Raw genomic sequence first — 21,467 nt, forward strand, 5'->3', positions numbered from 1 at the left:
GGGCGGCCAACCCCCACCCCAAACCCGGGAACATGGTCAACCGCGGGACCCCGCCCAGCAACCACCCCCCCGCCAAGCTCCCCCGCGGGACCGCCCGGACGCGCCGCGTGCTGACCTTCTGGCTGATCGTGCTGGCCCTGCTCGCGGTCGTGGGCACGCTCACCCTGGTGGGTGTGCTCGGCGCGGGCGCCGGCGTCGCCGCGGCCCTCGGGTTCGCCGGCACGTCCGTGCTGGCCGTGCGCACGAACCTGAAGATGAGGGGCATCGACGCCGCCCGCAAGCAGCTGGAGGTCGCGCCGGTGCGCGAGCCGCTGCCCGCGCGCTCGTCGGCCGCGCGCCAGCCGATGGAACGGCTGGAGGACGCCGAGGACACGCTGCGGGAGCTGCTGCGCCAGCTCGACTCGGCGGCGCTGACGTCCATCCCCACCGACTCGGTCGAGCAGGCCCGCGCCACCGGCGCCGAGGCATCCTCCGCGATCCGGGCCGTGTCCCGCCAGCTCCAGGCCGTGGAACGGGCGCGCGACACCGCGCCGCCGCTGGACCGCGCACCGCTGGTCGAGGGCGTGCGCCGGCTGCGGGCGCAGCTGGACGAGGGCGTGGACGGCTACTGCGGCCTGGTCGCCGCGGCCGGTCGGGTGCTCGCCGAGAGCACCGCGTCCAACCCCCGGCAGGTGCTGGGCGACGCGACGGACCACCTGGCCGGTCTGGCGTCGGCGTTGCGCGAGCTGTCGCGCTGATCACGCCCCCGGTGCGGATCCCTGCACCCGGTGGCCGCGCGGCCATCTGCACGAACGCCGACTACGTCACGTTGCGTAACGAAGTTGGGCCAACCTCGCCGCCACAGTGGCGTACGCTGCTGCGATCGTGTGATTATCAGACCGTTACATAGCTGCGGCCACTACTTGGCGTGGCAGGATCCTCGGGTCGGACAGCGTGGTCCGTCCTGGTCGCCGGGGAGGTCGTTGAGTGGCGTTGTGGACCGTGCGCGGTGATGGCCGCCCCACCGATGGCGACGCCGTCGCGCCGCAGGAGCGGCTGAGCTGGCCGCGCACCATCGGGTTCGGCGCCCAGCACCTGGTCGCGATGACGGGCGCCACGATTCTCGTCCCCGCCACCACCGGGCTCCCCGTCAGCACCACGCTGCTGTTCTCGGGCGTCGGCACGCTGCTGTTCATCGTGATCACCCGCAACCGCGTGCCCAGCTACCTCGGTGCGTCGTTCGCGTTCATCGCGCCGCTGTCGGCCGCCCGCGACGAGGGCATCGCCGCGCAGCTCGGCGGCGTGCTCGCGGCCGGCCTGCTGGTGATCATCCTCGGGGTCGCGGTGAAGGCGCTGGGCGTGCGGCTGCTGGAGGCCGTGATGCCGCCGGTGGTGACCGGCGCGGTGGTCGTGCTGATCGGGCTGAACCTGTCGCACCGGGCCACCGACTCGTTCGCCCAGCAGCCGCTGCCCGCCGTGGTGACGATGGGCATCATCCTGCTGTGCGGCGTGCTCGGCCGCGGCTCGGCGTTCCGGTTCTCCGTGCTGATCGGCGTGGTCGCCGGGTGGGCGCTCGGCTTCGGGCTCGGCCTGGTCGACACGGCCGCGGTCGGCCGCGCCGCCTGGTTGGGCCTGCCCGAGTTCCACGCGCCGGAGCTGCGCCCGACGGTGACGCTGCTGGTGCTGCCGGTGGTGATCGTGCTGGTCGCGGAGAGCGTCGGCCACGTCAAGGCGATCGGCGCGCTGACCGGCCGCAACCTCGACGGCAACGTCGGCGACTCGATCATCGCCAACGGCGTGTCCACGGCCCTGGCGGGCTTCGGCGGCGGCTCGGGCACCACGACGTACTCCGAGAACATCGGCGTGATGGGCGTGACCAAGGTCTTCTCCACGGCCGCGTACGCGGTGACCGGCGTGGCCGCCGTGCTGATCTCGTTCTCGCCGAAGCTCACCGCGCTGCTCTCCACCGTCCCGGCGGGTGTGGTCGGCGGCGCCACGCTCGTGCTGCTGGGCCTGATCAGCCTGGTCGGCGTGCGGGTCTGGATGGACAACCGGGTCGACCTGACCAACCCGGGCAACGCGCTGGTGGGCGGCGCGGCCCTGGTCGCGGGCGTGGGCGACCTGACGCTGGAGCTGGGCGACATGGAGCTGGGCGGCCTGGTCTGGGGCTCGCTGCTCGTGGTGATCCTGCACCCGGTGCTGCGCTGGCTCCGCGCCGCCCGCGGCGTCTGACGCCCCTCAGCCGAGGTGCTCCTCCTCGTAGGCGTAGTGCGCCTCCAACCGCTCCTCCAGGCGGTCCAGCTCGGGCCGCAGCCGCTCCGGGTCGCCTGACAGGGCGGCGATCTCCGCGATCACCCCGGCGACGACGCGGTGCTCCTCGCGCAGCCGCCGCAGCCGCGCCGCTGCCGGGTGTCAACCACCGATGACGCCATCCGGGCGTTGCTGCTGCTCATGCCGCGCATCGTCGGCCGGGCGAAGCGGCTCAAGGTGCCGGACGAGCCGGCGTCCCTGGCGCTCGCGCCGCGGCACCTGTCGCTGCTGTCCTACCTGCTGTTCGACGGCCCGGCGACGGTGAACGACCTGGCCGAGCGGCTGGAGGTGGCGCCGACGACGGTCAGTCTGATGGTGGCCGAGCTGAGCCGCAAAGGCGTGCTGGAACGCCGTGAGGACGAGCGGGACCGGCGCAGGCGGATCGTCAGCATCACCGACGCCCGGCGGCCCGCGATCGACGCGTGGCTGGCCAGGGGAGCGCGGGCGTGGCGGGTCGCGCTGGAGCCGCTGACGCCCGAGCAGCGCCGGGTCTTCGTGGAGACCTTCAGGGCCTACGAGGACGCGTTGGACGCGTGAGTCACCGCAGCGCGCGGGTGATCCGCCGCACCAGGCCCGGCCCCTCGTAGATGAACCCGGTGTAGAGCTGGACCAGGCTCGCGCCCGCGTCCAGCATCCGCTTGGCGTCGTCGGCGCTCGCGATGCCGCCGACGCCGATGATCGGCAGCGCGCCGTCGGTCTCCCGGCTGACGAACCGCACCACCTCGCGCGCCCGCGCGGCCAGCGGCTTGCCGCTCAGCCCGCCCGCCTCGTCCGCGAGGCGCCGGTCGGCCGGGGCCAGGCCGTCGCGCGACAACGTGGTGTTGGTCGCGATCAGGCCGCTGACCTCGTGCGCCGCGCACACCTCCAGCAGCTCGCCGATGGCCTCGTCGGTGAGGTCGGGCGCGATCTTGACCAGGATCGGCTTGCGCGGCGCGGACCCGGCCAGCTCGTGCGCGGTCGCGTTGAGCGCGGACAGCAGCTCGGTCAGCGCGCCGCGGTCCTGGAGGTTGCGCAGGCCTGGGGTGTTGGGCGAGCTGATGTTGATCGCGAAGTAGTCGCCGTGGCGGTAGAGCGCGCGCAGGGACGTGCGGTAGTCCTCCACCGCGTCCTCGACCGGCGTGACCTTGGACTTGCCCAGGCTGATGCCCAGCGGCACGGACAGCGGGCCGAGGCGGTCGAGCCGGTTGGCCAGCTCCAGCGCGCCGTCGTTGTTGAAGCCCATCCGGTTGATGATCGCCTCGCTGTCGCGCAGCCGGAACAGGCGCGGCTTGGGGTTGCCCGGCTGGGGGTGCCGGGTGACCGTGCCGACCTCGACGAACCCGAACCCGAGCGCGCCCCACGCGGGCAGCGCGCGACCGTTCTTGTCCAGCCCGGCGGCCAGGCCGACCGGGTTGGGGAACCGCACGCCGAACACGGTGCGCGGCGCGACCGGCCCGCGGCGCACGAGCTTCGCCGCCGGGCTCAGCTTCTCCAGCACGCCGAGGGTGGTCTCGTGGACCCGCTCCGCGTCGCCGCCGTGCATCCGGAACAACGCCTTGCGCACCACGCTCTTGTAGACCACGGCGGCCACCCTAAGCGATCGGCCCTGGCTGGCAGCGCGGGCACCAGTACGCGGGGCGCTCCAGCACCCCCGCGCCCTGCCCGCCCACGCGGACCTTCGTGCCGCAGCGCAGGCACGGCCTGCCCGCCCGTTCGAACACCCAGTGCTGCCGCCCGCGCCCCGGCAGCCCGGTCGTGTTCTGCTCGGGCCGCCACGCGTTGGCCAGCAGCAGCTTGCGCGCCAGCCGGACGGCCTCCGCCGGGTCCACCGCCGACACCGGGCTCCACGGCGAGACGCCCAGCAGGAAGCACACCTCGGCCTTGTAGAGGTTCCCCACGCCGGCCACGACCCGCTGGTCCAGCAGCGCCAACCCCAGCTCCCGGTCGGGGTCGGCGGCGAGCCGGGCCACCGCCTCGGCGGCCCGCCCGTCGTCCCACTCGCCGAGCAGGTCCGGACCGAGGTGGCCGACCAGCCGCGACTCCTCGCCGGTCGGCAGCAGCTCCAGGTCGTGCAGCGCGAAGCCCACCGCGACCCGGTCCGGCACCTCCAGCAGCGCGCGCACCTGGTGGCCGGGCCGCCGCCAGCGCTCGCCCGGCCGGTAGAGGTGCCACGCGCCGTCCATCCGGAAGTGGCTGTGCAGGCTCAGGTCGCCGGAGAACCGGGTGAACAGGTGCTTGCCCACCGAGCGCACGCCCAGCACGTCCCGGCCGCTCAGGTCGGCCGTCGCCCACCTCGGGTGGCGCAGCTCGCCGCGCAGGAGCCGGCGGCCGGCCAGCGCCTCGTTCAGGCGCTGCCCGGCCAGGAAGACCGTGTCACCCTCGGGCACCGGGGTCGAACGCCACCTTCAGGCCGAACCCGACCAGCACGGACGCGGTCAGCCGCTCGGTCCAGCGCCGCACCCGCGGCCTGGTCAGCACGAGCGCCGCCCGGCCGGCCGGCCACACGACGACGACCTGCCACACCTGGCCGATGCCCACGTGCACGCCGACCAGCAGCGCGCCCCACCCGGCCGACGCCTGGTCGGCGGGCAGGAACTGGGGGAGCAGGCTCAGGTAGAACACGCCGATCTTGGGGTTGAGCAGGTTCGTGGTGAACCCGGTCCGCAGGGCCTGGCCCGGCGTGATCGGGGGCACGTCCGCGGGCCGGTCGAGCGCGCCGCGCCACGACTTCCACAGCGCCGAACCGCCCAGCCACAGCAGGTACGCCGCGCCCGCGTAGCGCACCACGTCGTAGGCGAACCGCGACGCGACCAGCAGCGCGGTCAGGCCGGCGATGCTCGCCGCGCCCCACACCAGGCAGCCCAGCGTGGTGCCGAACCCGCCCACCAGCCCGGCTCGGCGCCCGCCGCCCAGCACCATGCGCAGCAGCATCATCGTGTCCAGGCCGGGCGTGATCGTGAGCAGGAGCGCCGCGACGGTGAACGCGGCGAGCGCCGTCGCGCTCACGCCTCCACCGCCTCCTCGATCTCCTCGTCGTCGAAGTCGCGGTGCACGGCCCGCCGGCGGCTGCGGCTGATCCGCAGGATCCGGGCCAGCAGCAGGTTGAACGCCAACGCGACCTCACGCGCGCCGGGCGTGCCCCACTCGTGGATCGGCATGCACGCGCCCTGCGCCTGCTGCACGGCGAGCCGGTCCGGCAGCGCCACCGGCATCACCAGCGGCCCGAAGATGTCGCGCAGCTCGTCGATGCGGAACTGGTGCTCGTGCGACCGGGGCCGCACCCGGTTCACCACCACGCCGAGGGGTTGCAGGTCGGCGTTGTGCTCGCGCTCGGCCTGCACCGCCTCGAACGCCCGCTGCACGCCCGCCACCGCGAACATCGTGGGTTCGGTGACCAGCAGCGCGCGGTCCGCCGCGACCAACGCCGACCGGGTGAGCTGGCCCAGCGACGGCGGGCAGTCCAGCAGCACGAGCTGGTAGGGCTCCTCGTCGTCCTGGAGCAGCCGCAACGCCTCGCGCAGCCGGCCGAGCCGGGTCTCGCCCGGGTCGGGGTGGTTCAGCGACTCCGCGTCTTCCGACCCGGCCAGCACGTCCACGCCGTCGCCCCACGCGCTCGGCGCGATCGCCTTGTCCAGCGTCTCCCGGCTCGGGTCCCGCAGGACGTCGTAGATGCTCGCCTCGGTGTCGCCGGGTTCCAGCGTCGAGGTGGCGTTGCACTGCGGATCGAGGTCGATGACCAGCGTCCGGACGCCGCGCCGCAACGCCGCCGACGCGAGACCGAGCGCGACCGTCGTCTTCCCAACGCCACCCTTGAGGCTGAGCACCGCCACCGTATGCACGTAGTGCAGCCTACGGCCCTTACGCTCTACGTCCATGCGACCGGACGCCGTACACAGGGTGCTCGACGCCGAGCTGGCCGCCGCGCGCGACCGCCGGGGCGGTGAACCGCCGCGGGTGCTCGACGTGGGCGGCGGCAGCGGCGTGTGGGCCGTGCCACTGGCCGTGGCCGGGTGCGCGGTGACGGTGGTCGACCCGAGCCCGGACGCGTTGGCCACGTTGCACCGCCGCGCGGCGGACCAGGGCGTGTTGGACCGCATCACGGCCGTGCAGGGCGACACCGACGCGCTGGACCGGGACGGTTCGGCGGACCTCGTGCTCGGTCACGGGCTGCTGGAGGTCGTGGACGACGTCGGCGCGGCGCTCGCCGCCCTGGCCGCGGCGGCGACGCCGGGCGGCGCGGTGTCCCTGCTGGTGGCGAACCGGTACGCGGCCGTGCTGCACCGCGCGATCGCGGGCCGGCTGGTGGACGCCCGGCGGTTGCTGGACGACGAGGCCGGTCAGCTCGCCGGCACCCGCGACCCGCTGCTGCGCCGGTTCGACGTGGCCGGGCTGGAGGCGCTGGTCCTGGCCGCCGGGCTGAAGGTCGAGCTGGTGCAGGGCCACGGCGTGGTGTCGGACCTGGTGCCGGGGTCGGTGCTGGAGTCCAGCCCCGGCGCGGCCGAGGCGCTGGCCGAGCTGGAACTGGCCGCGTCGACGCGGCCGCCGCTGCGGGACGTCGCCGCCCGTCTGCACGTCCTGGGCCGCAGGCCGGCCTGAGTGCGGTAGAACGGAGCTTCCGCCGCCTACCGCAGAGGACGCCGCCATGGGAGACCCGCACTTAGCCGGGGCCGGCTGATGGCCGGACCCGCGCCCGAGGACCTGGACGCCGCGGTGCGCGCGGCCGTCGCCGGGGACCGCCGGGCCATCGCCTCGGTGCTCGCCGTCGTCCGCCCGCTGGTCGTGCGCTACTGCCGCGCCCGCGTGGGCAGGCAGGAGCGGTCGTTCACCTCCGCCGACGACGTGGCACAGGAGGTGTGCCTGGCGCTGCTGACCGCGTTGCCGACGTACCAGGACCACGGTCGGCCGTTCCTGGCGTTCGTGTACGGGATCGCCGCGCACAAGGTCGCCGACGCGCACCGCGCCGCCCTGCGCAGCCGGTCCGAGCCGGTGCCCGAGGTGCCGGACGCGCCGGACGACGAGACGGGACGCCCCGAGCAGACGGCGTTGCGGCTGGAGCTGACCGAGCGCATGGGCGAGCTGCTGCGCCGGCTGCCCGAGAAGCAGCGGGAGATCCTCGTGCTCCGGGTGGTCGTCGGGCTCTCGGCCGAGCAGACCGCCGCCGTGGTGGACGCCTCGCCCGGTGGGGTCCGGGTCGCGCAGCACCGGGCGCTGACCCGGCTGAGACGCGAAATCGAGCGCTCGTTGATCACGCAGCGCAGAACATGAGTGGGATTCGTTGCTCCGTTCGGGTTCCAAACGCGGCCATTCGGCGTAACTTCCCGTGACTTGCGTCATCTGGGAGTGGGACCGGCGTCGCGTTCGCATGTGCCCCCGAGGGGCGTCCAGCGCGCGGACGCCGAGGAGCTCGCGATGGCAGCAGTGGTGGTGGGTTGTGCGGTTCCGCCGGGATTCCGCGGTGATGCGGGGAGGGCGGTGATGTCCGTGCAGTGCGAGGACGTCGCGTCCTCTTCACCGGTACGAGTGGAAGGAGGGCCGGAGTCTCACGTGGCCGCGGCGGTCCGCGGTGACCGGCGTGCGGTCGAGGCGTTGCTGGCCGAGATCAGACCCGTGGTCGTGAAGTACTGCCGGGCCCGGGTGGGCGGCGGGCAGCGGTGGTCGGCGTCGGCGGAGGACGTGGCCCAGGAGGTCTGCCTCGCGGTGCTGAAGGCGTTGCCCGGCTACCGGGAGCAGGGCCGGCCGTTCCTGGCGTTCGTGTACGGGATCGCGGCGCACAAGGTCGCCGACGCGCACCGGGCGGCGGCGCGCAACCGCGCCGAGTCCGTGCCGGAGCTGCCGGACAGCGCGGGCCCCGAGCCGGGTCCCGAGCTGCGGGCGTTGCAGGGCGAGCTGTCGGACCGGATGGGCAGGCTGCTGGACGTCCTGCCGGACCGGCAGCGCGAGATCCTGGTGCTGCGCGTCGTCCTGGGCCTGTCCGCCGAGGAGACGGCGGACGCGGTCGGCTCGACCCCCGGCGCGGTCCGGGTGGCGCAGCACCGGGCGTTGGCGCGGCTGCGCAAGGTGCTGGACGAAGCCCGGCAGGGCGCCTGACGGGGCCTCAGTGCCGCCAGCGGGTCAGCGCGGCGACCTCCTCCGGTGAGCAGTCGGCGAACCGGGCGATCTCGCCGCGCCGCACGTCGGCGATCGTCGCGGCGAACTCCGCGCCGAACGCCTCGGTCAGCACCTCGTCCGCCTCGAACGCCGCCACGGCCTCCTCCAGGCACGTCGGCAGGCGCTCGGCGCCCGGCACGTCCGCCGGGTCGACCCCGACCGGCTCGGGCAGCCGCGCGGAGTCGACGATCCCGGCCAGGCCCGCCGCCATCGTGGCCGCCACCACGAGGTAGGGGTTGGCCGACAGGTCGTAGCACTTGACCTCCAGGTCGCGGCCCGCCACCAGGCGCAGCGCCGCCTCCCGGTTCTCCAGGCCCCACACCGCGAACGCGCCCGCCCACTGCCGCGGCACGAGCCGCAGGTAGCCGGCCACCGAGGGGACGCCGATCGCGCACAGCGCGGGCAGCCGCCGCAGCACGCCGGCGGCGAACGCCTCGGCGTCGGCGGTCAGGCCGAACCAGCCCTCCCCGCCGCCGAACAGGTTGCGGCCGTCGCGCCACAGGCTCAGGTGCAGGTGACCGCCGTTGCCGACGCCGTCGGCGGTGACCTTCGGCGAGAACGACGCGCGCATGCCGTGCCGGAGCGTGATCGCCCGGACAGTCTCGCGGACCAGCACCGACGTGTCCGCCGCGTGCACCGGGTCCTCCGGCGCGGTGGACAGCTCGAACTGGCCGGGCGCGTACTCGGGGTGGAACTGGAGCACCTCGACGTCCTGCTCGGCCAGCGCGGACAGCAGGTCCGCGGCGTAGTCGGACAGCTCGACCTGGCGGGCGTGGCCGTACGCGGGCCCGGTGGTGGCGGGCCGGAACTCGTCCGTGCCGCCGCGGCCCACCACCCACTCCACCTCGAACCCGGCCCGGACCTCGTAACCGTGCACGGTGAGCCGGTCGGCCACCGCCCGCGCCAGGCCGCGCTCGTCCTGGGGGTGCGGCTCGCCCTGCCGGTCGAAGCGGTCGGCCGGGGCCCACGCCCAGCCCGGCTGGGCGGCCAGCGCGGTCAGCCGGTCCAGGTCCGGGAACAGCCTCAGGTCGCCCACCGGGCCGCCCGCGTGCCGCCCGGCGATGATCGTGTCGTCCAGCAGGAACGCGTCGAACACCGGGGACGCGCCCACGCCGTCCGCGGCGGCGCCGGGCAGCGCGGCGAGCGGCACGGACTTGACCCTCGTGATGCCGCTGTGGTCCACCCACGTGAGCGCGACCGCGACCACGTCCTGCTCCAGCAGGTCGTCCACGAGGTCGGCGGCCAGGGCCCGCCGGTGCTCCCGCTCCGCAGTGTCCATCTGGCGTGGTTACACCAGGTCACTACTGTTCAACAAGTGGACCCGCTGCTGCCGTGCGTGGCGTCGTTGCGCCTCGTGGACCACCACTGCCACGGGGTGCTCGGCACCGACCTGGACCGGGACGGCTTCGAGTCGAACCTGACCGAGGCCGACTCGGTGTCACCGCTGGGCACGTCGTTGTTCGACTCGTCGCTCGGCCTGGCCGTGCGGCGCTGGTGCGCGCCCCTGCTCGACCTGCCGCCGCTCGCGCCGCCCGACGAGTACCTGGCGCGGCGGCGGTCGCTGGGGGCGGCCGAGGTGAACCGGGCGATGGTGTCGGCGGCGGAGATCTCCACGTTCCTGGTGGACCGCGGCACGTGGCCGGAGGGCTTCGTGCTGCCCACCAGGTTCACCGGTTCGCGTGAACTCTCCGTGCTGCGGCTGGAGCGCCTGGCGGAGGACGTCGTGGCCGGGGGAGCGGCGGCGTTCCCGACGAGGGTGCGGGAGGCGTTGAACGCGACGCCGGCGGTCGCGGCGAAGTCGATCGCGGCCTACCGGGTGGGGCTCGACCTCGACCCGGCCCGGCCCTCGGACCGCGAGGTCGTGGCCGCCGCCGGCCGGTGGCTGACGTCCGGCTCGACCCGGTGCGCGGACGCCGTGATCAGCCGGTTCCTGGTGTGGGAGGCGCTGGACCGGGGGCTGCCGGTGCAGTTCCACGTCGGCTACGGCGACGCCGACCTGTCCCTGCACCGGTGCGACCCGCTGCTGCTCACGGACCTGCTGCGGGCCACCGCGCCGCTCGGCGTGCCGGTCATGCTGCTGCACAACTACCCGTACCACCGCCACGCCGCGTACCTGGCGCAGGTGTTCCCGCACGTGTTCGTGGACGTGGGCCTGGCCACGCACGCCGTGGCGCACCGGGCGAGCCGGGTGCTCGCGGAGGCGCTGGAGATCGTGCCGTTCGGCAAGTTCCTGTTCTCCACGGACGCGTTCGCGCTGGGCGAGCTGTACTACCTGGGCGCGTTGTTCTTCCGCCGCGCGCTGTCCGATTTCCTGTCCGCCGGGCTGCGGGAGCATGCTTTCGCCTTGGCGGACGCCGAACGCGTCGCTCGCCTGATCGGGTGGGAGAACGCGCACCGCGCGTACCGCTTGGAGTAGGGTTTCGAACGGGTGTTCGGCTCGGACGGGGGGTGGTCGGTGGGCCGCAGCGCCAACCTGCCGCGCGGTCTGGTCGACCGCTTCCGCGCCCGCGGCGACGTCTGGCCGGACGACACCGGCTGCTCGATGCTGCACGTGGACATGGACGCCTTCTACGCCTCCGTCGAGATCCGCGACCGGCCGGAGCTGGCCGACAAGCCGGTGGTCGTGGGCGGCACGGCGAACCGGGGCGTGGTCGCGTCGGCGAACTACCTGGCCCGGGAGTTCGGCGTGCGCTCCGCCATGCCGACCTCGCACGCGCGCAGGCTCGCGCCGCACGCGGTGTTCGTGCCGCCGAACTTCGCCCGGTACCAGGAGGTCTCGCGCGGGGTGATGGCGATCTTCCGCGACCTCACGCCGCTCGTGGAGCCGTTGAGCCTGGACGAGGCGTTCCTGGACGTGAGCGGTGCGCTGAAGCGGACCCGGCGGACGCCCGCGCAGCTCGCGCAGCTGATCCGCGAGCAGGTGGAGCAGGCGCACGGGATCACCTGCTCGGTGGGCGTCGCGCCGACGAAGTTCCTGGCCAAGCTCGCGTCGGGGATGTGCAAACCGGACGGACTCATGGTCGTGCCGCGGGACGAGGTGCTGGCGTTCCTGCACCCGTTGCCGGTGTCGGCGCTGTGGGGCGTGGGGCAGCGGACGGCCGAGGCCCTGGACCGGGTCGGGCTGGAGACGGTGGCGGACGTGGCCGCGACGCCCCTGCCCCGGCTGCGCCGGCTGATCGGCGTGGCGCTGGCCGAGCACCTGCACGCGTTGGCGCAGGGGCACGACGACCGGCCCGTCGTGCCGGTCACGCGGGAGAAGTCGATCGGCGCGGAGGAGACCTTCGAGGTCGACCACTTCGACCGCGAGCTGCTGCGCCGGGAGCTGCTGCGGCTGTCGGAGCGCTCGGCGGCGACGTTGCGGGCGCGGGGGCTGCGCGGGCGCACGGTGTCGATCAAGGTCCGGTTCTCCGACTTCACCACGATCACCCGGTCGCGGACGCTGCGGGTGGCGACGGACGTGGCGCACGAGGTCTACAAGACGGCGGCCACCCTGCTGGACGAGCAGGTGCCGCCGGGCGCGGTGCGGTTGATCGGGGTGCGGATCGAGCAGCTGGTCCAGGGCGACGACGGCGAGCAGCTGATGTTCGACGCGCCGGAGCGCGGCCGGCGCGAGGCGGAGCAGGCGGCGGACCAGGCGCGGTCCCGGTTCGGCGCGGCGGCGGTCCGCCCGGCGTCGCTGCTGAACCAGGGCCCGACCAGGTCGGGCCTGCGCGAGCCCAAACCGGACCGCGAACCCTGACCCCGCGCGCCCCGACCGCAGGCACCGGACCGCCGGTTCTGTTCGCCGGCCCGGCTCCCGGAGCACCGGCTCGTCCTCGAACCCGGCCGCGCACCTCGACCGGAAGCCCGGGTCGAGTGGTGCGGCGTTGGGCACCGGGTGGTGCGGCGTTCGGTTTCCCGTTCCGGGAACCGAGCCGTTCGGGTGGTCGCGGCGCGTGGACGGGGTCGTGCGCGTCGATCACCCGGCACAGTGGTGTCGTGGATCGGTTCTGGGGTCTGCTCACACCCGCCGAGCACGAGGTGCTCACGGCGACCGGTGTCGAGCGCGACTACCCGCCCGGCTCGGTGATCTGCCACGAGGGCGAGGTGACGCGGCACGTGCTCGTCATCCGGAGCGGTCTGCTGCGGGTGACCGCGACCACGGCCAACGGCAGCGAGAAGGTGCTGGCCGTGCGCGGGGCCGGTGACATCGTCGGTGAGCGTTCGGCGGTGGACGGTCGGCCGCGTTCGGCGACGGTGCGCGCGTTGAACGCGGTGCGGGCGCTGGTGCTGTCGGCGAGCGCGTTCGCCGCGCTGTGCCAGCGGCACCCGCGCATCGCCTGGACGGTGCTGACCGTCGTGGTGGCGCGGCAACGCGACACCGACCGCCAGCGCATGCAGATCAGCGGCACGGCCACGCAGCGCGTCGCGGCCGTGCTCATCGACATGGCGTTGCGGCGCGGGATCGCCGACCAGGGCGTGATCGCGTTGAGCCAGGAAGACCTCGCGGGGATCGCGGGCACGTCCCGCGAATCGCTCGTCCGGGTGCTGCGCGCGCTGCGCGAGGAGGGCATCATCAGCACCGGCCGGCGGAAGATCGACATCCACCACGTGAGCCGGCTCTACGACTTCACCACGTGAATGTGGCCTTGTGCGTCATCTGACGCAGAACTCGACGTCCGAACCTCCTACAAATGAGGCATCAGCCGAGTTCAGAGGGGGAGTCATGAGCCACATCGAGGAGCAGGCGAAGTCCCGTCGGCGGTTCGCCGAGCGGCTGGCGAGCACCCTCGCCCTCACCGCCGTCATGGCGTGGGCGACCGTGGTGATCGTGTTCGTGTCCGATGTCGACGGTGTGGTCGCGGCCGCCGTCTCGGTCGCCCTGGCGGGCGGCCTGGTCGCCGTCTACGACGCGTGGCGCGAGGTCCGCACCGCCCGCCCGGTCCGGGGCGAGCCGGACGTCGAGGTCGCCGAGGAGCTCGTCCGCCTGTAGAGCACGCGGCGGTCAACGAGGGGTGACCGCCGTCCACAGGGGCCTCCCGCAGACGGTCGGGTCTGCGGGAGGCCCCATTTCGCGTCGAGTTGTCCACAGGCCATCGAGTTGTCCACAGTTCGCGATCTCCCCATCGACCGACCCCGGCCCACGGCCGATGGTGGACCCATGCGCACCACGAACCGCACCACCATCGACCTGGACGCCCTGGGCGGCCTCTTCCCCCACCGCGTCGCGACCGCGTCCGAGCTGCTGGCCCTGGGCCTGCCGAGCGAGGAACTGGCCGTCCGCTGCCGCCCGCACGGGCCGTGGCAGCACGTCCTGCCCGGCATCCTGCTGCTGGCCCGAACACCGCCGACCCGTGCCCAACTCGCGCGGGCGGCGCTGCGGTACGGCGGTCCGGAGAGCCTGCTCACCGGCCTGGACGCGCTGCAACTGCACGGCATGCGGGCACTGCCCGCCACCGGCCCGGTCCAGGTCCTCGTCACCCGCCCGATCGAACCGGCCGCGAAGGTCCGCCTCACCCGCGTCCGCCGCCCACCGGACCCGGTGCTGCGCCGGGGCTTCCTGACCGCGCCCCTGGCCCGGGCCGCCGTGGACGCCGCCAAGGCCCTGCGCGTGCGTGACGACATCCGGGCGGTCCTGACCGAGGTCGTCCGCCACGGCGGCGTCCCGGTCTCCGACCTGAGACCAGGACTGGCCCGCGGATCCGAACCGGCCAGGCAAGTCCTCTCCGAACTGGCCGACGGCGTCCGCTCCGTCCCGCAGGCGTGGGCGAGGGCCGTCCTCGACGACCTACCCCTACCCCCACCCACGTGGGGCGCGCTCCTGAAGTCCGCCGACGGCCGCCCCCTGGGCGTCGCCGACGCCTGGTGGGACGGCCTGGCCCTGGCCTGGCGGTTCAACAGCCCACGCCCACCGCGCCCGGACCCCCTCTCCGCCGCCGGAGCCGTCGTCCTGCACACCACCCCAACCCGCCTGCGCCAATCCCCAACCGCCGTCGCCCAAGACCTGCTCCGAGCCGCCACCGAAGCCACCAACCGCCCCATCCCCCCAATCCACCGCACACCCCTCCACCACCTCTAACCCTCCACCCGGCCCCCTCACGCCCACCACCCCGAACCACCTCCACCCAAGCGGGCCGGGTACCTGGCGGCTGGGCGGCGGCGGAGCGACAGCGGCCGGCGGTCCGTGCACCCGTCACCCGGACAGTCCGCCTGGCAGCCGGTCTGACACCTGGCAGCCGGTCTGACACCTGGCGGACGGGCAGACACTTGGCGGGGCGGGGCGGGCCGGGTCTGGCCGGCCGGGCGAGTCGGCCGCTGTCGGGAACCGCGCCCCCCGGGCAGGCAGGCCGGGCGGGTCTGGCCGGTCGGGCGAGTCGGCCGCGCAGACCCCTGGCGGGTAGGGGCGAGCGGGTCGGCCGGTGCGGGGACCGCGCGCCGGGCAGGCAGATCGGGCGGGGCCGGCACCTCGGGCGAGTTGGCAGGGCAGGCCCTTGGCGGGGCGAGGGGCGAGCCGGTTCGCCAGGGCGAGCAGGTCGGCCGGTGTGGGGGAGCACGCGTGCCGGTCATGCAGACCGGGCGGGTCGGCGCGTCGGGCGAGTCGGGCGGGCGAGTCGGGCGGGGGCCGGGCGGGGTGGTGAGCCGGGAGGGCGAGTCAGCCCGGCGTGTGCGGGCCGGGCGGGGGTTGGGCAACAAGCGGGCCGGTGCGGCCGGCGGGGTGGTGAGCCGGGAGGGCGAGTCAACCCGGCGTGTGCGGACCGGGCGGGGGTCGGGCGACAGGCGGGTCGGGTGGGGGTGGGCGACAGGCGGGTCGGGTGGGGCCGGCGGGTGGTGAGCCGGGAGGGAGCGCCGGTCCGGCCCCGAGGCGGGCGGGGTGCCGCTTCGTGCTCCCGAACTCGATCTTCGGCAAGATCGGGAACCGGGAGCAGGCGGCGCGGCGCGGCTGTGATCTGCGTCTCGATCGTCTGCCGATCGCGCGGTCGCAAGAGAGTGACGTTGCGTAGTCGCGCGATGCCGAAAGGGCGACCCCGGGCGGGGCGAGTCGGGTGTCGGGCGGGGTGCAGGGGGATCGGCTCGGTGTGCATGCCCTCCGACTCACCCCCTCGGGGGAGTGAACGACCGGGCTTTCGCAGGTCTTGACAGTTGACCTCGGCCCGGCCCGCACGACCTCACGGTGGTCTGACCATTGCCCCGTGAGGATGATGGTGACAGAACGAACCGCTTAGGGGCACGGACTGGGTAGTCGGCGGGGCTCCCGAATCGTATCCTGGTTGTGACGCCCCCAGGGCGGGGCGTCCGCCGGGACCGGCGGCAACCGTGATTACCCGGCGCCCGCGACCGCTGTGCCGGAGGAGGAGCCATGCCACTCTCCGAGCACGAGCAGCGACTGCTCGACCAGATCGAGCGCGCGCTCTACGCCGAGGACCCGAAGTTCGCATCCACAGTGCGCGGTGCCAAGCTGCGCAAGCCGTCACGACGGCGTCGCATCCAGGGCATCGCGTTGTTCGCCGTGGGTGTAGCGCTGCTGGTGACGGGTGTGATGTTGCCGAAGCTCGCTGGTATCCCGGTGGTGAGCGTGGTCGGCTTCTTGTTGATGTTCTTCGGCGTACTGCTCACCGTGACGACGCTGCGTCGTGGTGACCAGGGTGCCGAAGAGCCCAGCCAAGAGGGAAGCCGGCCCAGCCGCAGCTCGTTCTCACAGAAGATGGAAGAACGTTTCCGTCGCCGTTTCGAGGACGAGTAGTCCGCGCGAGACAGCCCGACCGAACAACGCACACGGCCCGCCCCGATCACCTCCGGGGCGGGCCGTGTGCGTGCGGGACGATCCGGTCCGGGTCGCGGCCGGTGCGCGCAGGACAATTCCGGTCGGCAGAGGGCGGGAGAACCCAGGCCGCGGTGTGCGGCCAACCAGTGCTGGACGACCCCGTCCCCGGAGTGCGGGGCAGCCCTGGTCCGCAGGACAGCCCTGGTCCGCAGGACGACCCGGTCGCGGGGTGCAGAACAACCCCGGTCCGCGGAGTGATGAGACGACCCGGTCGGGCGGGTGTGCGTCCTGGACCGGCGAACCGGACCAGGACCCGTCACACCGTCACACCGTCGAACCGGCCTCCGCCGGCTCCGAATCGGCCGGCGCCTTCGGCTGGAGCACCGACCGGGGCAGGAGCTTCGCCTTCAACGCCAGCGGCGCGTTGCGGTTCAGGCTTTGGCGCACGTCCTCCACCGCGCCGGGCAGCGCCGGGTCCGCCGCCGAGTGCGCGCTGTACCAGGACCGCTCCACCGCCCCGACGACCGCGCGCAGCCCTTCCCGCCCCTGCTCGTCCAGGTTGTGCACCCGCACGAGCCGTCGCGCGGCCACCCGCACGGTCTCCGTGCTCGGCACCCGCGTGCCGCGGTCCACGGACTCGGCCACCAGCTCCTGCCACGCCGCGCTCGCCGCGTCCGGCCCCAACCCGGCCACCGCCCGCAACCGCTGCCGCCGACGCCACGTCCGCACCGCCGCCGGGGTCGCCGCCGCCACGAGCGCCAGCAGCGCCACCGCCAACCACCACGACACCAGCGCCACCAGCAGCCCGAGCACGACACCCCAGGCCACCGCCGCCGCCACGAGGGCCGCCGACCTCAGCCACACCGGCCCGGACCCGCGCCCGAATCGCCACAGCCGCGCACCGGCCACCACCAGCGCCGTCGCCAGCAACGCGATCAACCCAAGCACCGCCAGCGACACCACGTGCCAGGTGGGCGTCGGCTCCGCCGCCTGCGCCTGCCCGTCCTCACCGGTCAGTCCCGGCGTCGCCGAGGCGGACGCCGACGCGCCCGGCGTCGTGGTCGTGGTCGTGGTGGTCGTCGCGCCGGCGCTGGAACCGTCCTCCTCGTCGTCCGCCTCCAGACCGGAGATGTACGGCGGGGTCACGCCGCGCCCGTCCGACAGCGGCGTCGGGTCGAACGTCATCCAGCCGTGCCCAGGGAAGTAGATCTCCACCCACGCGTGCGCGTCCTGCGACGTGATCGTCTGCACGTCGCCGGTGGCGTACCCGGCGGTGAAGCCGAGCGCCACCCGCGAGGCCATGCCGACCGACCGCGCCATGATCGCCATCGCGGACGCGTACTGCTCGCAGAACCCCTTCTTGCCGTTGAACACGAAGTCTTCCAGCGCGTCCACCGACGTGTCCGTGTCCGCGGTCTGGGTCGTGTACTCGAAGCCCTGCGTCCCGTCCGTGAAGTACCGGTACAACGCGGTCGCCTGGTCGAACTGGTTGTCGTGCGGGGCCACGATCTGCCGCGCCAGCGCGGCCACCCGGCCCTCGACGCCCGGCGCGTCCAGGTACGACTGGTCGACGTCCACCGGGCCCGCCGCCCGCCGCAGCGTGTCCGCAGACGGTGTGTCGAACACCGTCTGCAACGTGTACTCCCCGGACCGGCGCGGCCGGACGCTGTAGATCATCCCGCGCTCCGGGTCGTACCTCCAGTTGTCCTCCGCGCCCTGGACGGCCCGCGGCTGTCCGTACACCGGCAGCCAGTTGTCCACCCAGTTCACCGGCTCGATCCGGACCCCGGTGACCTCGCCGTCGCCCGGGTCGCCGGGCTGCACGGGCAGCGGCCCGTTCGCGGGCACGCCCTCCGGCATGTTCCCGCCCAGCTCCCAGCCCTTGTCCGGCACGTACTGCCGCAACGTCATGGCACGCAGGTACGCCGACGTGGCCGGCATGTCCCGCACCCGGAACAGCTCGCGCGGCGCGCCCTGGTTGAGCATGCCCCGCAGCTGCGTCATCGGGTCGATGCCCAACCCGCCCGAACCGCCGCCGATCTCCTCACCGGTGCCCGGCAGCCGCCCGACCGTGCCGACCAGCGTGAAGCTCGCCCCGGCCACCAGCGCCACCACCACCGCGAGCCCGGCGACCGCGGTCGCCGCCGGCCCGGACCCGCTCTGCCCGCCGCTCGCCAACCGGCCGCGCCACGCCGAGTGCCGGTGCTGCCCGTCCACCGCCAGCAGCAGCGCGAACGCCGCCGCGCCGAACACGAACGTCCACAGCGGAAGCATCTCGTCGGCCAGCGACGCGGGCACCGCGAACACGCACAGCAGCACCAGCCCCGACGCCGCGGGCGCGGCCAGGCCGACGGCCAGCAGGTCGACCAGGATCGCGACCAGCCCGATCGCGACCATCACCAGGCACCGCATGGCCGGGCTGTCCGGCACCGGCGGCACCCCGGTCTGCACCTCGGCCATCGCGTCGCCCAGGACCGACACCAGGTCCTGCAAGGACTGCGGACCGGGCAGCACCACCAGCACACCGCTGCGCGTGAAGATCGTCACCAGCAGGCACATCAGCGCGACGAGCTGACCCAGCGCGACCACGGGCGTGGGCAGCCGGGTCGCCCGCAGCAGCACACCCGTGCCGCCCACGACCGCGATGGCCACCGCCAGGTACACCAGCCACAGCACGCCGGCGATCACGCTCGACAACGCGGTCGCCGCGCACAGCGTGGCCAGGCCGGCGACCGCGGGCGTCGCGCTCACCACCCAGTTGTCGCCGCCCACCGCGGACGTCCTGCCGGTCACGTCAGCCCACCTCCGCGCGCACCACCGGGCCGCGGTTGCCCGCGCTGTGGCACAGCTCCTGCCAGACCTGCCCCATCGGCGTGGACGGCCGCGCCACCACCACTCCCCACCCCGCGCCGCCGAGCAGCCGCTCGGCCTCGGCGGCGTCGGGCGCCGGGTCCTCCGACGGGGCGGCCCACGCCCGGACGTCCAGCACCACCGCCAGGCTGCGCATCCCGCGCGGCCGGTTGCGGATCAGCGAGTCGATCACCGACGGCGTGCTGCCGCCGAGGATCGCGATGACCTCCTGGCCCGCGCCGGGGTCCACGCCCACGGCGGGCTCGCGGCGGTGCGACGGCGGCAGCGCGGCCAGCGCGTCCAGCACCACCGAGTCGCTGTACCCGCTGTCACCCGGCCCGCCCGCCAGCACCCGGCCGTCGTCGCCGACCAGGCGCACCCGGTGGCCGTAGCGGTGCAGGTGCAGGCAGATCGAGGCGGCCATGGACACCGCCCACTCCAGGCTCGCGCCGGGGCCGCTGCCCCGGTGCGCGACCAGCCGGTGGTCCAGCAGCACGGTCGTGCCGCCGCGCCACGGCCGCTCCTCGACCCGGACCATCAGCTCGTCGCGCCGCGCGGTGGACCGCCAGTGCACCTTCCGCAGGTCGTCGCCGTGCCGGTAGGGGCGCACCACCGCGTCGTCCTCGCCCTGGCCGGCCCGCAGCCGGATCGAGCCGTCGTCGCCGGACCCCATCCCCGAACCGTTCGGCAGCCCGGCCAGCGGCACCACCCGCGGCACCACGACCAGCCGGCTGCGACCCGCCAGCTCGCGGTCGAACTCGGCCAGGCCGAACGGGTCGGTGATCCGCGCGAGCAGCGGACCGACCTGCTGGACGCCGCGCATCACCGGCTTGAGCGGGTACCGCAGCACGGTCACCGTGTTGCGCGGGAGCCGTTCCACCACGAACCGCGGGCGCGCGCCCAGCGCGTACGGCACCGCGTCCTCCAGCAGCAGCCCGCCGGTCGGCACCCGCCCGGCGCTGCGCAACTCCACCCGCACGTCGGTGGCCGATCCCACCTGGACGCGGCTGGGGTGCAGGAACCGGGTCGCGTGCAGCCCGACCTTGGCGCGCTGCGCGAGCCACGCCGCGAGCAGCGGCAGGGCCACCACGAACGCCGCCACGCGCAGCAGGTCCCGCTCGTTGAGCACGATCGCGCACAACCCGGCCGCGAACCCCGCGGCCAGGAGGCACCGGCCCCGGGTGGTCAGCCCGGACAGGGCCCCGCGCATGTCAGCGGTGGTGGTTGGGGTTGATGTTGTGCAGGAACTGCCCGGTGGGGTCCATCGCCGCCTGCGGCACCGGCACCCGCTGGACCAGTTGGCGCACCAGGTCGGCCGCCGACCGGCGGGCCGCCTGCGCCTCGGCGGTCAGCACCAGGCGGTGCGCCAGCACCGGCACGGCGACCGCGTGGAGGTCGTCGGGCACCACGAAGTCGCGGCCCGCCAACGCCGCCTGCGCCCTGGCCGCCCGCACGAGCTGGAGCGTCGACCGCGGCGAGGCGCCCAGCCGCAGCTCGGGCAGCCGCCGCGTGGCGCCGACCAGCTCCACCGCGTACCGGCGGATCTCCGGCGACAGGTGCACCCGCCGCACGACCTGCACCAGCCGGAGCACCTGCTCGGCGTCGGACACCGGCCGCAGGTCGGCCATCGGGTCGTGGCCCGCGTGCTCGTCCACCATCGCCAGCTCGGCCTGCGGGTCGGGATACCCGATGGAGACCCGCGCGGTGAACCGGTCGCGCTGGGCCTCGGGCAGGGCGTAGGTGCCCTCCATCTCGATCGGGTTCTGGGTGGCGATCACCATGAACGGCGAGCCGAGCGGGTAGGTCTGCCCGTCGACCGTGACCTGGTGCTCCTCCATGCACTCCAGCAGCGCCGACTGCGTCTTCGGCGACGCGCGGTTGATCTCGTCGCCCACCACGATGTTCGCGAACACCGGGCCGGGGCGGAACTCGAAGTCGTTGTCCTGCCGGTTGTAGATCGACACGCCGGTGATGTCGCTGGGCAGCAGGTCCGGGGTGAACTGGATGCGGCTGACCGTGCAGTCGATGGACCGGGCCAGCGCCTTGGCCAGCGACGTCTTCCCGACCCCGGGCACGTCCTCGACCAGCAGGTGGCCCTCGGCCAGCAGGGTGACCAACGCGACCCGGACCACGTCCGGCTTGCCGACGATGACCTTCTCCACGTTGGCGGCGATCCGGCCGACCGCGGCGTGCAGCTCGGCGAGCGCTTCCTCCGGCCTGCCCTGCGGGTGGGTCGCGTTGTTCGCGTGGTTCACCGCGGGCGCGGCGCCGCCGCCGTAGGAGTTCTCTGGCAGCGCGGCTGGCTGTGTACTCGGAGTCACTCGACCTCCTGGAGCAGGGCGCGGCCCTACCGCGACCGGTTCGCGGTGGCGGTGAGCGTTTCACGCAGTGTGTCAAACCAGGGCGAAGCGCCCTACACCGATTGAACAGTTTCGCGCTCGTGGATTCCACGGGCCCGCGG

Annotated in this window: 21 protein-coding genes; 12 read left to right on the forward strand and 9 right to left on the reverse strand. The window is 74.3% G+C overall.

All coding sequences use genetic code 11. From position 1 onward, the window contains the following. Both ACFXGA_RS06940 and ACFXGA_RS06945 read left to right on the forward strand, forming a co-directional pair. The coding region (locus ACFXGA_RS06940; protein WP_378084973.1) for a hypothetical protein at positions 1–737 on the forward strand (737 nt) is incomplete at its 5' end. A 229-nt stretch (positions 738–966) separates the two neighbouring features. Further along, the gene (locus ACFXGA_RS06945) at positions 967–2,211 is read left to right on the forward strand and encodes a uracil-xanthine permease family protein (protein WP_378084975.1); all 1,245 of its coding nucleotides are present in this window, start codon (positions 967–969) and stop codon (positions 2,209–2,211) included. Between the two features lie 6 nt (positions 2,212–2,217). On the opposite strand, the gene ACFXGA_RS06950 is transcribed toward ACFXGA_RS06945, so the two are convergent. Continuing rightward, entirely contained in the window at positions 2,218–2,373 is a 156-nt protein-coding gene (locus tag ACFXGA_RS06950; protein ID WP_378085078.1) for a hemerythrin domain-containing protein, read from the reverse strand. A gap of 57 nt (positions 2,374–2,430) precedes the next feature. On the opposite strand from ACFXGA_RS06950, the gene ACFXGA_RS06955 reads away from it, so the two are divergent. After that, the gene (locus tag ACFXGA_RS06955; protein WP_378085080.1) at positions 2,431–2,826 is read left to right on the forward strand and encodes a MarR family winged helix-turn-helix transcriptional regulator; all 396 of its coding nucleotides are present in this window, start codon (positions 2,431–2,433) and stop codon (positions 2,824–2,826) included. A gap of 1 nt (position 2,827) precedes the next feature. On the opposite strand, the gene ACFXGA_RS06960 is transcribed toward ACFXGA_RS06955, so the two are convergent. From ACFXGA_RS06960 to ACFXGA_RS06975, 4 genes are read right to left on the reverse strand one after another with little or no spacing between them, the layout of a single operon-like run. Beyond that, positions 2,828–3,850, reverse strand: coding sequence for a quinone-dependent dihydroorotate dehydrogenase (locus tag ACFXGA_RS06960; RefSeq protein ID WP_378084978.1), 1,023 nt, complete (start codon positions 3,848–3,850; stop codon positions 2,828–2,830). A 10-nt stretch (positions 3,851–3,860) separates the two neighbouring features. Next, positions 3,861–4,655 carry a DNA-formamidopyrimidine glycosylase family protein gene (locus tag ACFXGA_RS06965; RefSeq protein ID WP_378084980.1) on the reverse strand — a complete coding sequence of 265 codons (795 nt, stop codon included), beginning with the start codon at positions 4,653–4,655 and terminating at the stop codon, positions 3,861–3,863. After that, positions 4,642–5,274 carry a LysE family translocator gene (locus ACFXGA_RS06970; protein ID WP_378084982.1) on the reverse strand — a complete coding sequence of 211 codons (633 nt, stop codon included), beginning with the start codon at positions 5,272–5,274 and terminating at the stop codon, positions 4,642–4,644. The genes ACFXGA_RS06965 and ACFXGA_RS06970 overlap by 14 nt, the downstream gene beginning before the upstream one ends. Then, positions 5,271–6,107 carry a ParA family protein gene (locus tag ACFXGA_RS06975; RefSeq protein ID WP_378084984.1) on the reverse strand — a complete coding sequence of 279 codons (837 nt, stop codon included), beginning with the start codon at positions 6,105–6,107 and terminating at the stop codon, positions 5,271–5,273. The genes ACFXGA_RS06970 and ACFXGA_RS06975 overlap by 4 nt, the downstream gene beginning before the upstream one ends. A gap of 34 nt (positions 6,108–6,141) precedes the next feature. On the opposite strand from ACFXGA_RS06975, the gene ACFXGA_RS06980 reads away from it, so the two are divergent. The 3 genes from ACFXGA_RS06980 to shbA all read left to right on the forward strand — a co-directional run bounded on the left by ACFXGA_RS06980 (position 6,142) and on the right by shbA (position 8,355). After that, positions 6,142–6,864 carry a class I SAM-dependent methyltransferase gene (locus tag ACFXGA_RS06980; RefSeq protein WP_378084985.1) on the forward strand — a complete coding sequence of 241 codons (723 nt, stop codon included), beginning with the start codon at positions 6,142–6,144 and terminating at the stop codon, positions 6,862–6,864. Between the two features lie 78 nt (positions 6,865–6,942). Next, positions 6,943–7,533, forward strand: a complete 591-nt coding sequence (locus tag ACFXGA_RS06985) for a sigma-70 family RNA polymerase sigma factor (RefSeq protein WP_378084987.1) — start codon at positions 6,943–6,945, stop codon at positions 7,531–7,533. A 210-nt stretch (positions 7,534–7,743) separates the two neighbouring features. Continuing rightward, positions 7,744–8,355 (forward strand): RNA polymerase sigma factor ShbA, encoded by a 612-nt coding sequence (gene shbA, locus ACFXGA_RS06990; RefSeq protein ID WP_378084989.1) that lies wholly within the window; start codon positions 7,744–7,746, stop codon positions 8,353–8,355. Between the two features lie 7 nt (positions 8,356–8,362). On the opposite strand, the gene ACFXGA_RS06995 is transcribed toward shbA, so the two are convergent. Next, positions 8,363–9,694: a glutamine synthetase gene (locus tag ACFXGA_RS06995; protein ID WP_378084991.1), complete on the reverse strand. Its 1,332-nt coding sequence runs from the start codon at positions 9,692–9,694 to the stop codon at positions 8,363–8,365. A gap of 36 nt (positions 9,695–9,730) precedes the next feature. On the opposite strand from ACFXGA_RS06995, the gene ACFXGA_RS07000 reads away from it, so the two are divergent. The 6 genes from ACFXGA_RS07000 to ACFXGA_RS07025 all read left to right on the forward strand — a co-directional run bounded on the left by ACFXGA_RS07000 (position 9,731) and on the right by ACFXGA_RS07025 (position 16,135). After that, on the forward strand, positions 9,731–10,831 hold the full coding sequence (locus tag ACFXGA_RS07000) for an amidohydrolase family protein (RefSeq protein ID WP_378084993.1): 1,101 nt from the start codon (positions 9,731–9,733) through the stop codon (positions 10,829–10,831). A 39-nt stretch (positions 10,832–10,870) separates the two neighbouring features. Next, positions 10,871–12,154: a DNA polymerase IV gene (locus tag ACFXGA_RS07005; protein ID WP_378085082.1), complete on the forward strand. Its 1,284-nt coding sequence runs from the start codon at positions 10,871–10,873 to the stop codon at positions 12,152–12,154. Between the two features lie 239 nt (positions 12,155–12,393). Further along, complete coding sequence (locus ACFXGA_RS07010) at positions 12,394–13,035, forward strand: Crp/Fnr family transcriptional regulator (RefSeq protein WP_378084995.1); 642 nt, start codon at positions 12,394–12,396, stop codon at positions 13,033–13,035. Positions 13,036–13,120: 85 nt separating this feature from the next. Continuing rightward, positions 13,121–13,387 carry a hypothetical protein gene (locus ACFXGA_RS07015; protein ID WP_378084997.1) on the forward strand — a complete coding sequence of 89 codons (267 nt, stop codon included), beginning with the start codon at positions 13,121–13,123 and terminating at the stop codon, positions 13,385–13,387. Between the two features lie 168 nt (positions 13,388–13,555). Then, positions 13,556–14,473 carry a hypothetical protein gene (locus tag ACFXGA_RS07020; RefSeq protein ID WP_378084998.1) on the forward strand — a complete coding sequence of 306 codons (918 nt, stop codon included), beginning with the start codon at positions 13,556–13,558 and terminating at the stop codon, positions 14,471–14,473. Positions 14,474–15,751: 1,278 nt separating this feature from the next. Then, the gene (locus tag ACFXGA_RS07025; protein ID WP_378085000.1) at positions 15,752–16,135 is read left to right on the forward strand and encodes a DUF3040 domain-containing protein; all 384 of its coding nucleotides are present in this window, start codon (positions 15,752–15,754) and stop codon (positions 16,133–16,135) included. Positions 16,136–16,480: 345 nt separating this feature from the next. Here the strand turns inward: ACFXGA_RS07025 and ACFXGA_RS07030 are convergent, their stop codons facing one another. From ACFXGA_RS07030 to ACFXGA_RS07040, 3 genes are read right to left on the reverse strand one after another with little or no spacing between them, the layout of a single operon-like run. After that, positions 16,481–18,949 carry a DUF3488 and DUF4129 domain-containing transglutaminase family protein gene (locus tag ACFXGA_RS07030; RefSeq protein WP_378085002.1) on the reverse strand — a complete coding sequence of 823 codons (2,469 nt, stop codon included), beginning with the start codon at positions 18,947–18,949 and terminating at the stop codon, positions 16,481–16,483. Between the two features lies 1 nt (position 18,950). Next, on the reverse strand, positions 18,951–20,216 hold the full coding sequence (locus ACFXGA_RS07035; RefSeq protein WP_378085004.1) for a DUF58 domain-containing protein: 1,266 nt from the start codon (positions 20,214–20,216) through the stop codon (positions 18,951–18,953). 1 nt (position 20,217) lies between these two features. Further along, positions 20,218–21,327 (reverse strand): AAA family ATPase, encoded by a 1,110-nt coding sequence (locus ACFXGA_RS07040; RefSeq protein ID WP_378085006.1) that lies wholly within the window; start codon positions 21,325–21,327, stop codon positions 20,218–20,220. Between the last annotated feature and the right edge of the window lie 140 nt (positions 21,328–21,467).

The sequence above is a fragment of the Actinosynnema sp. NPDC059335 genome (genome assembly GCF_042752395.1).
GTDB lineage: Bacteria > Actinomycetota > Actinomycetes > Mycobacteriales > Pseudonocardiaceae > Actinosynnema.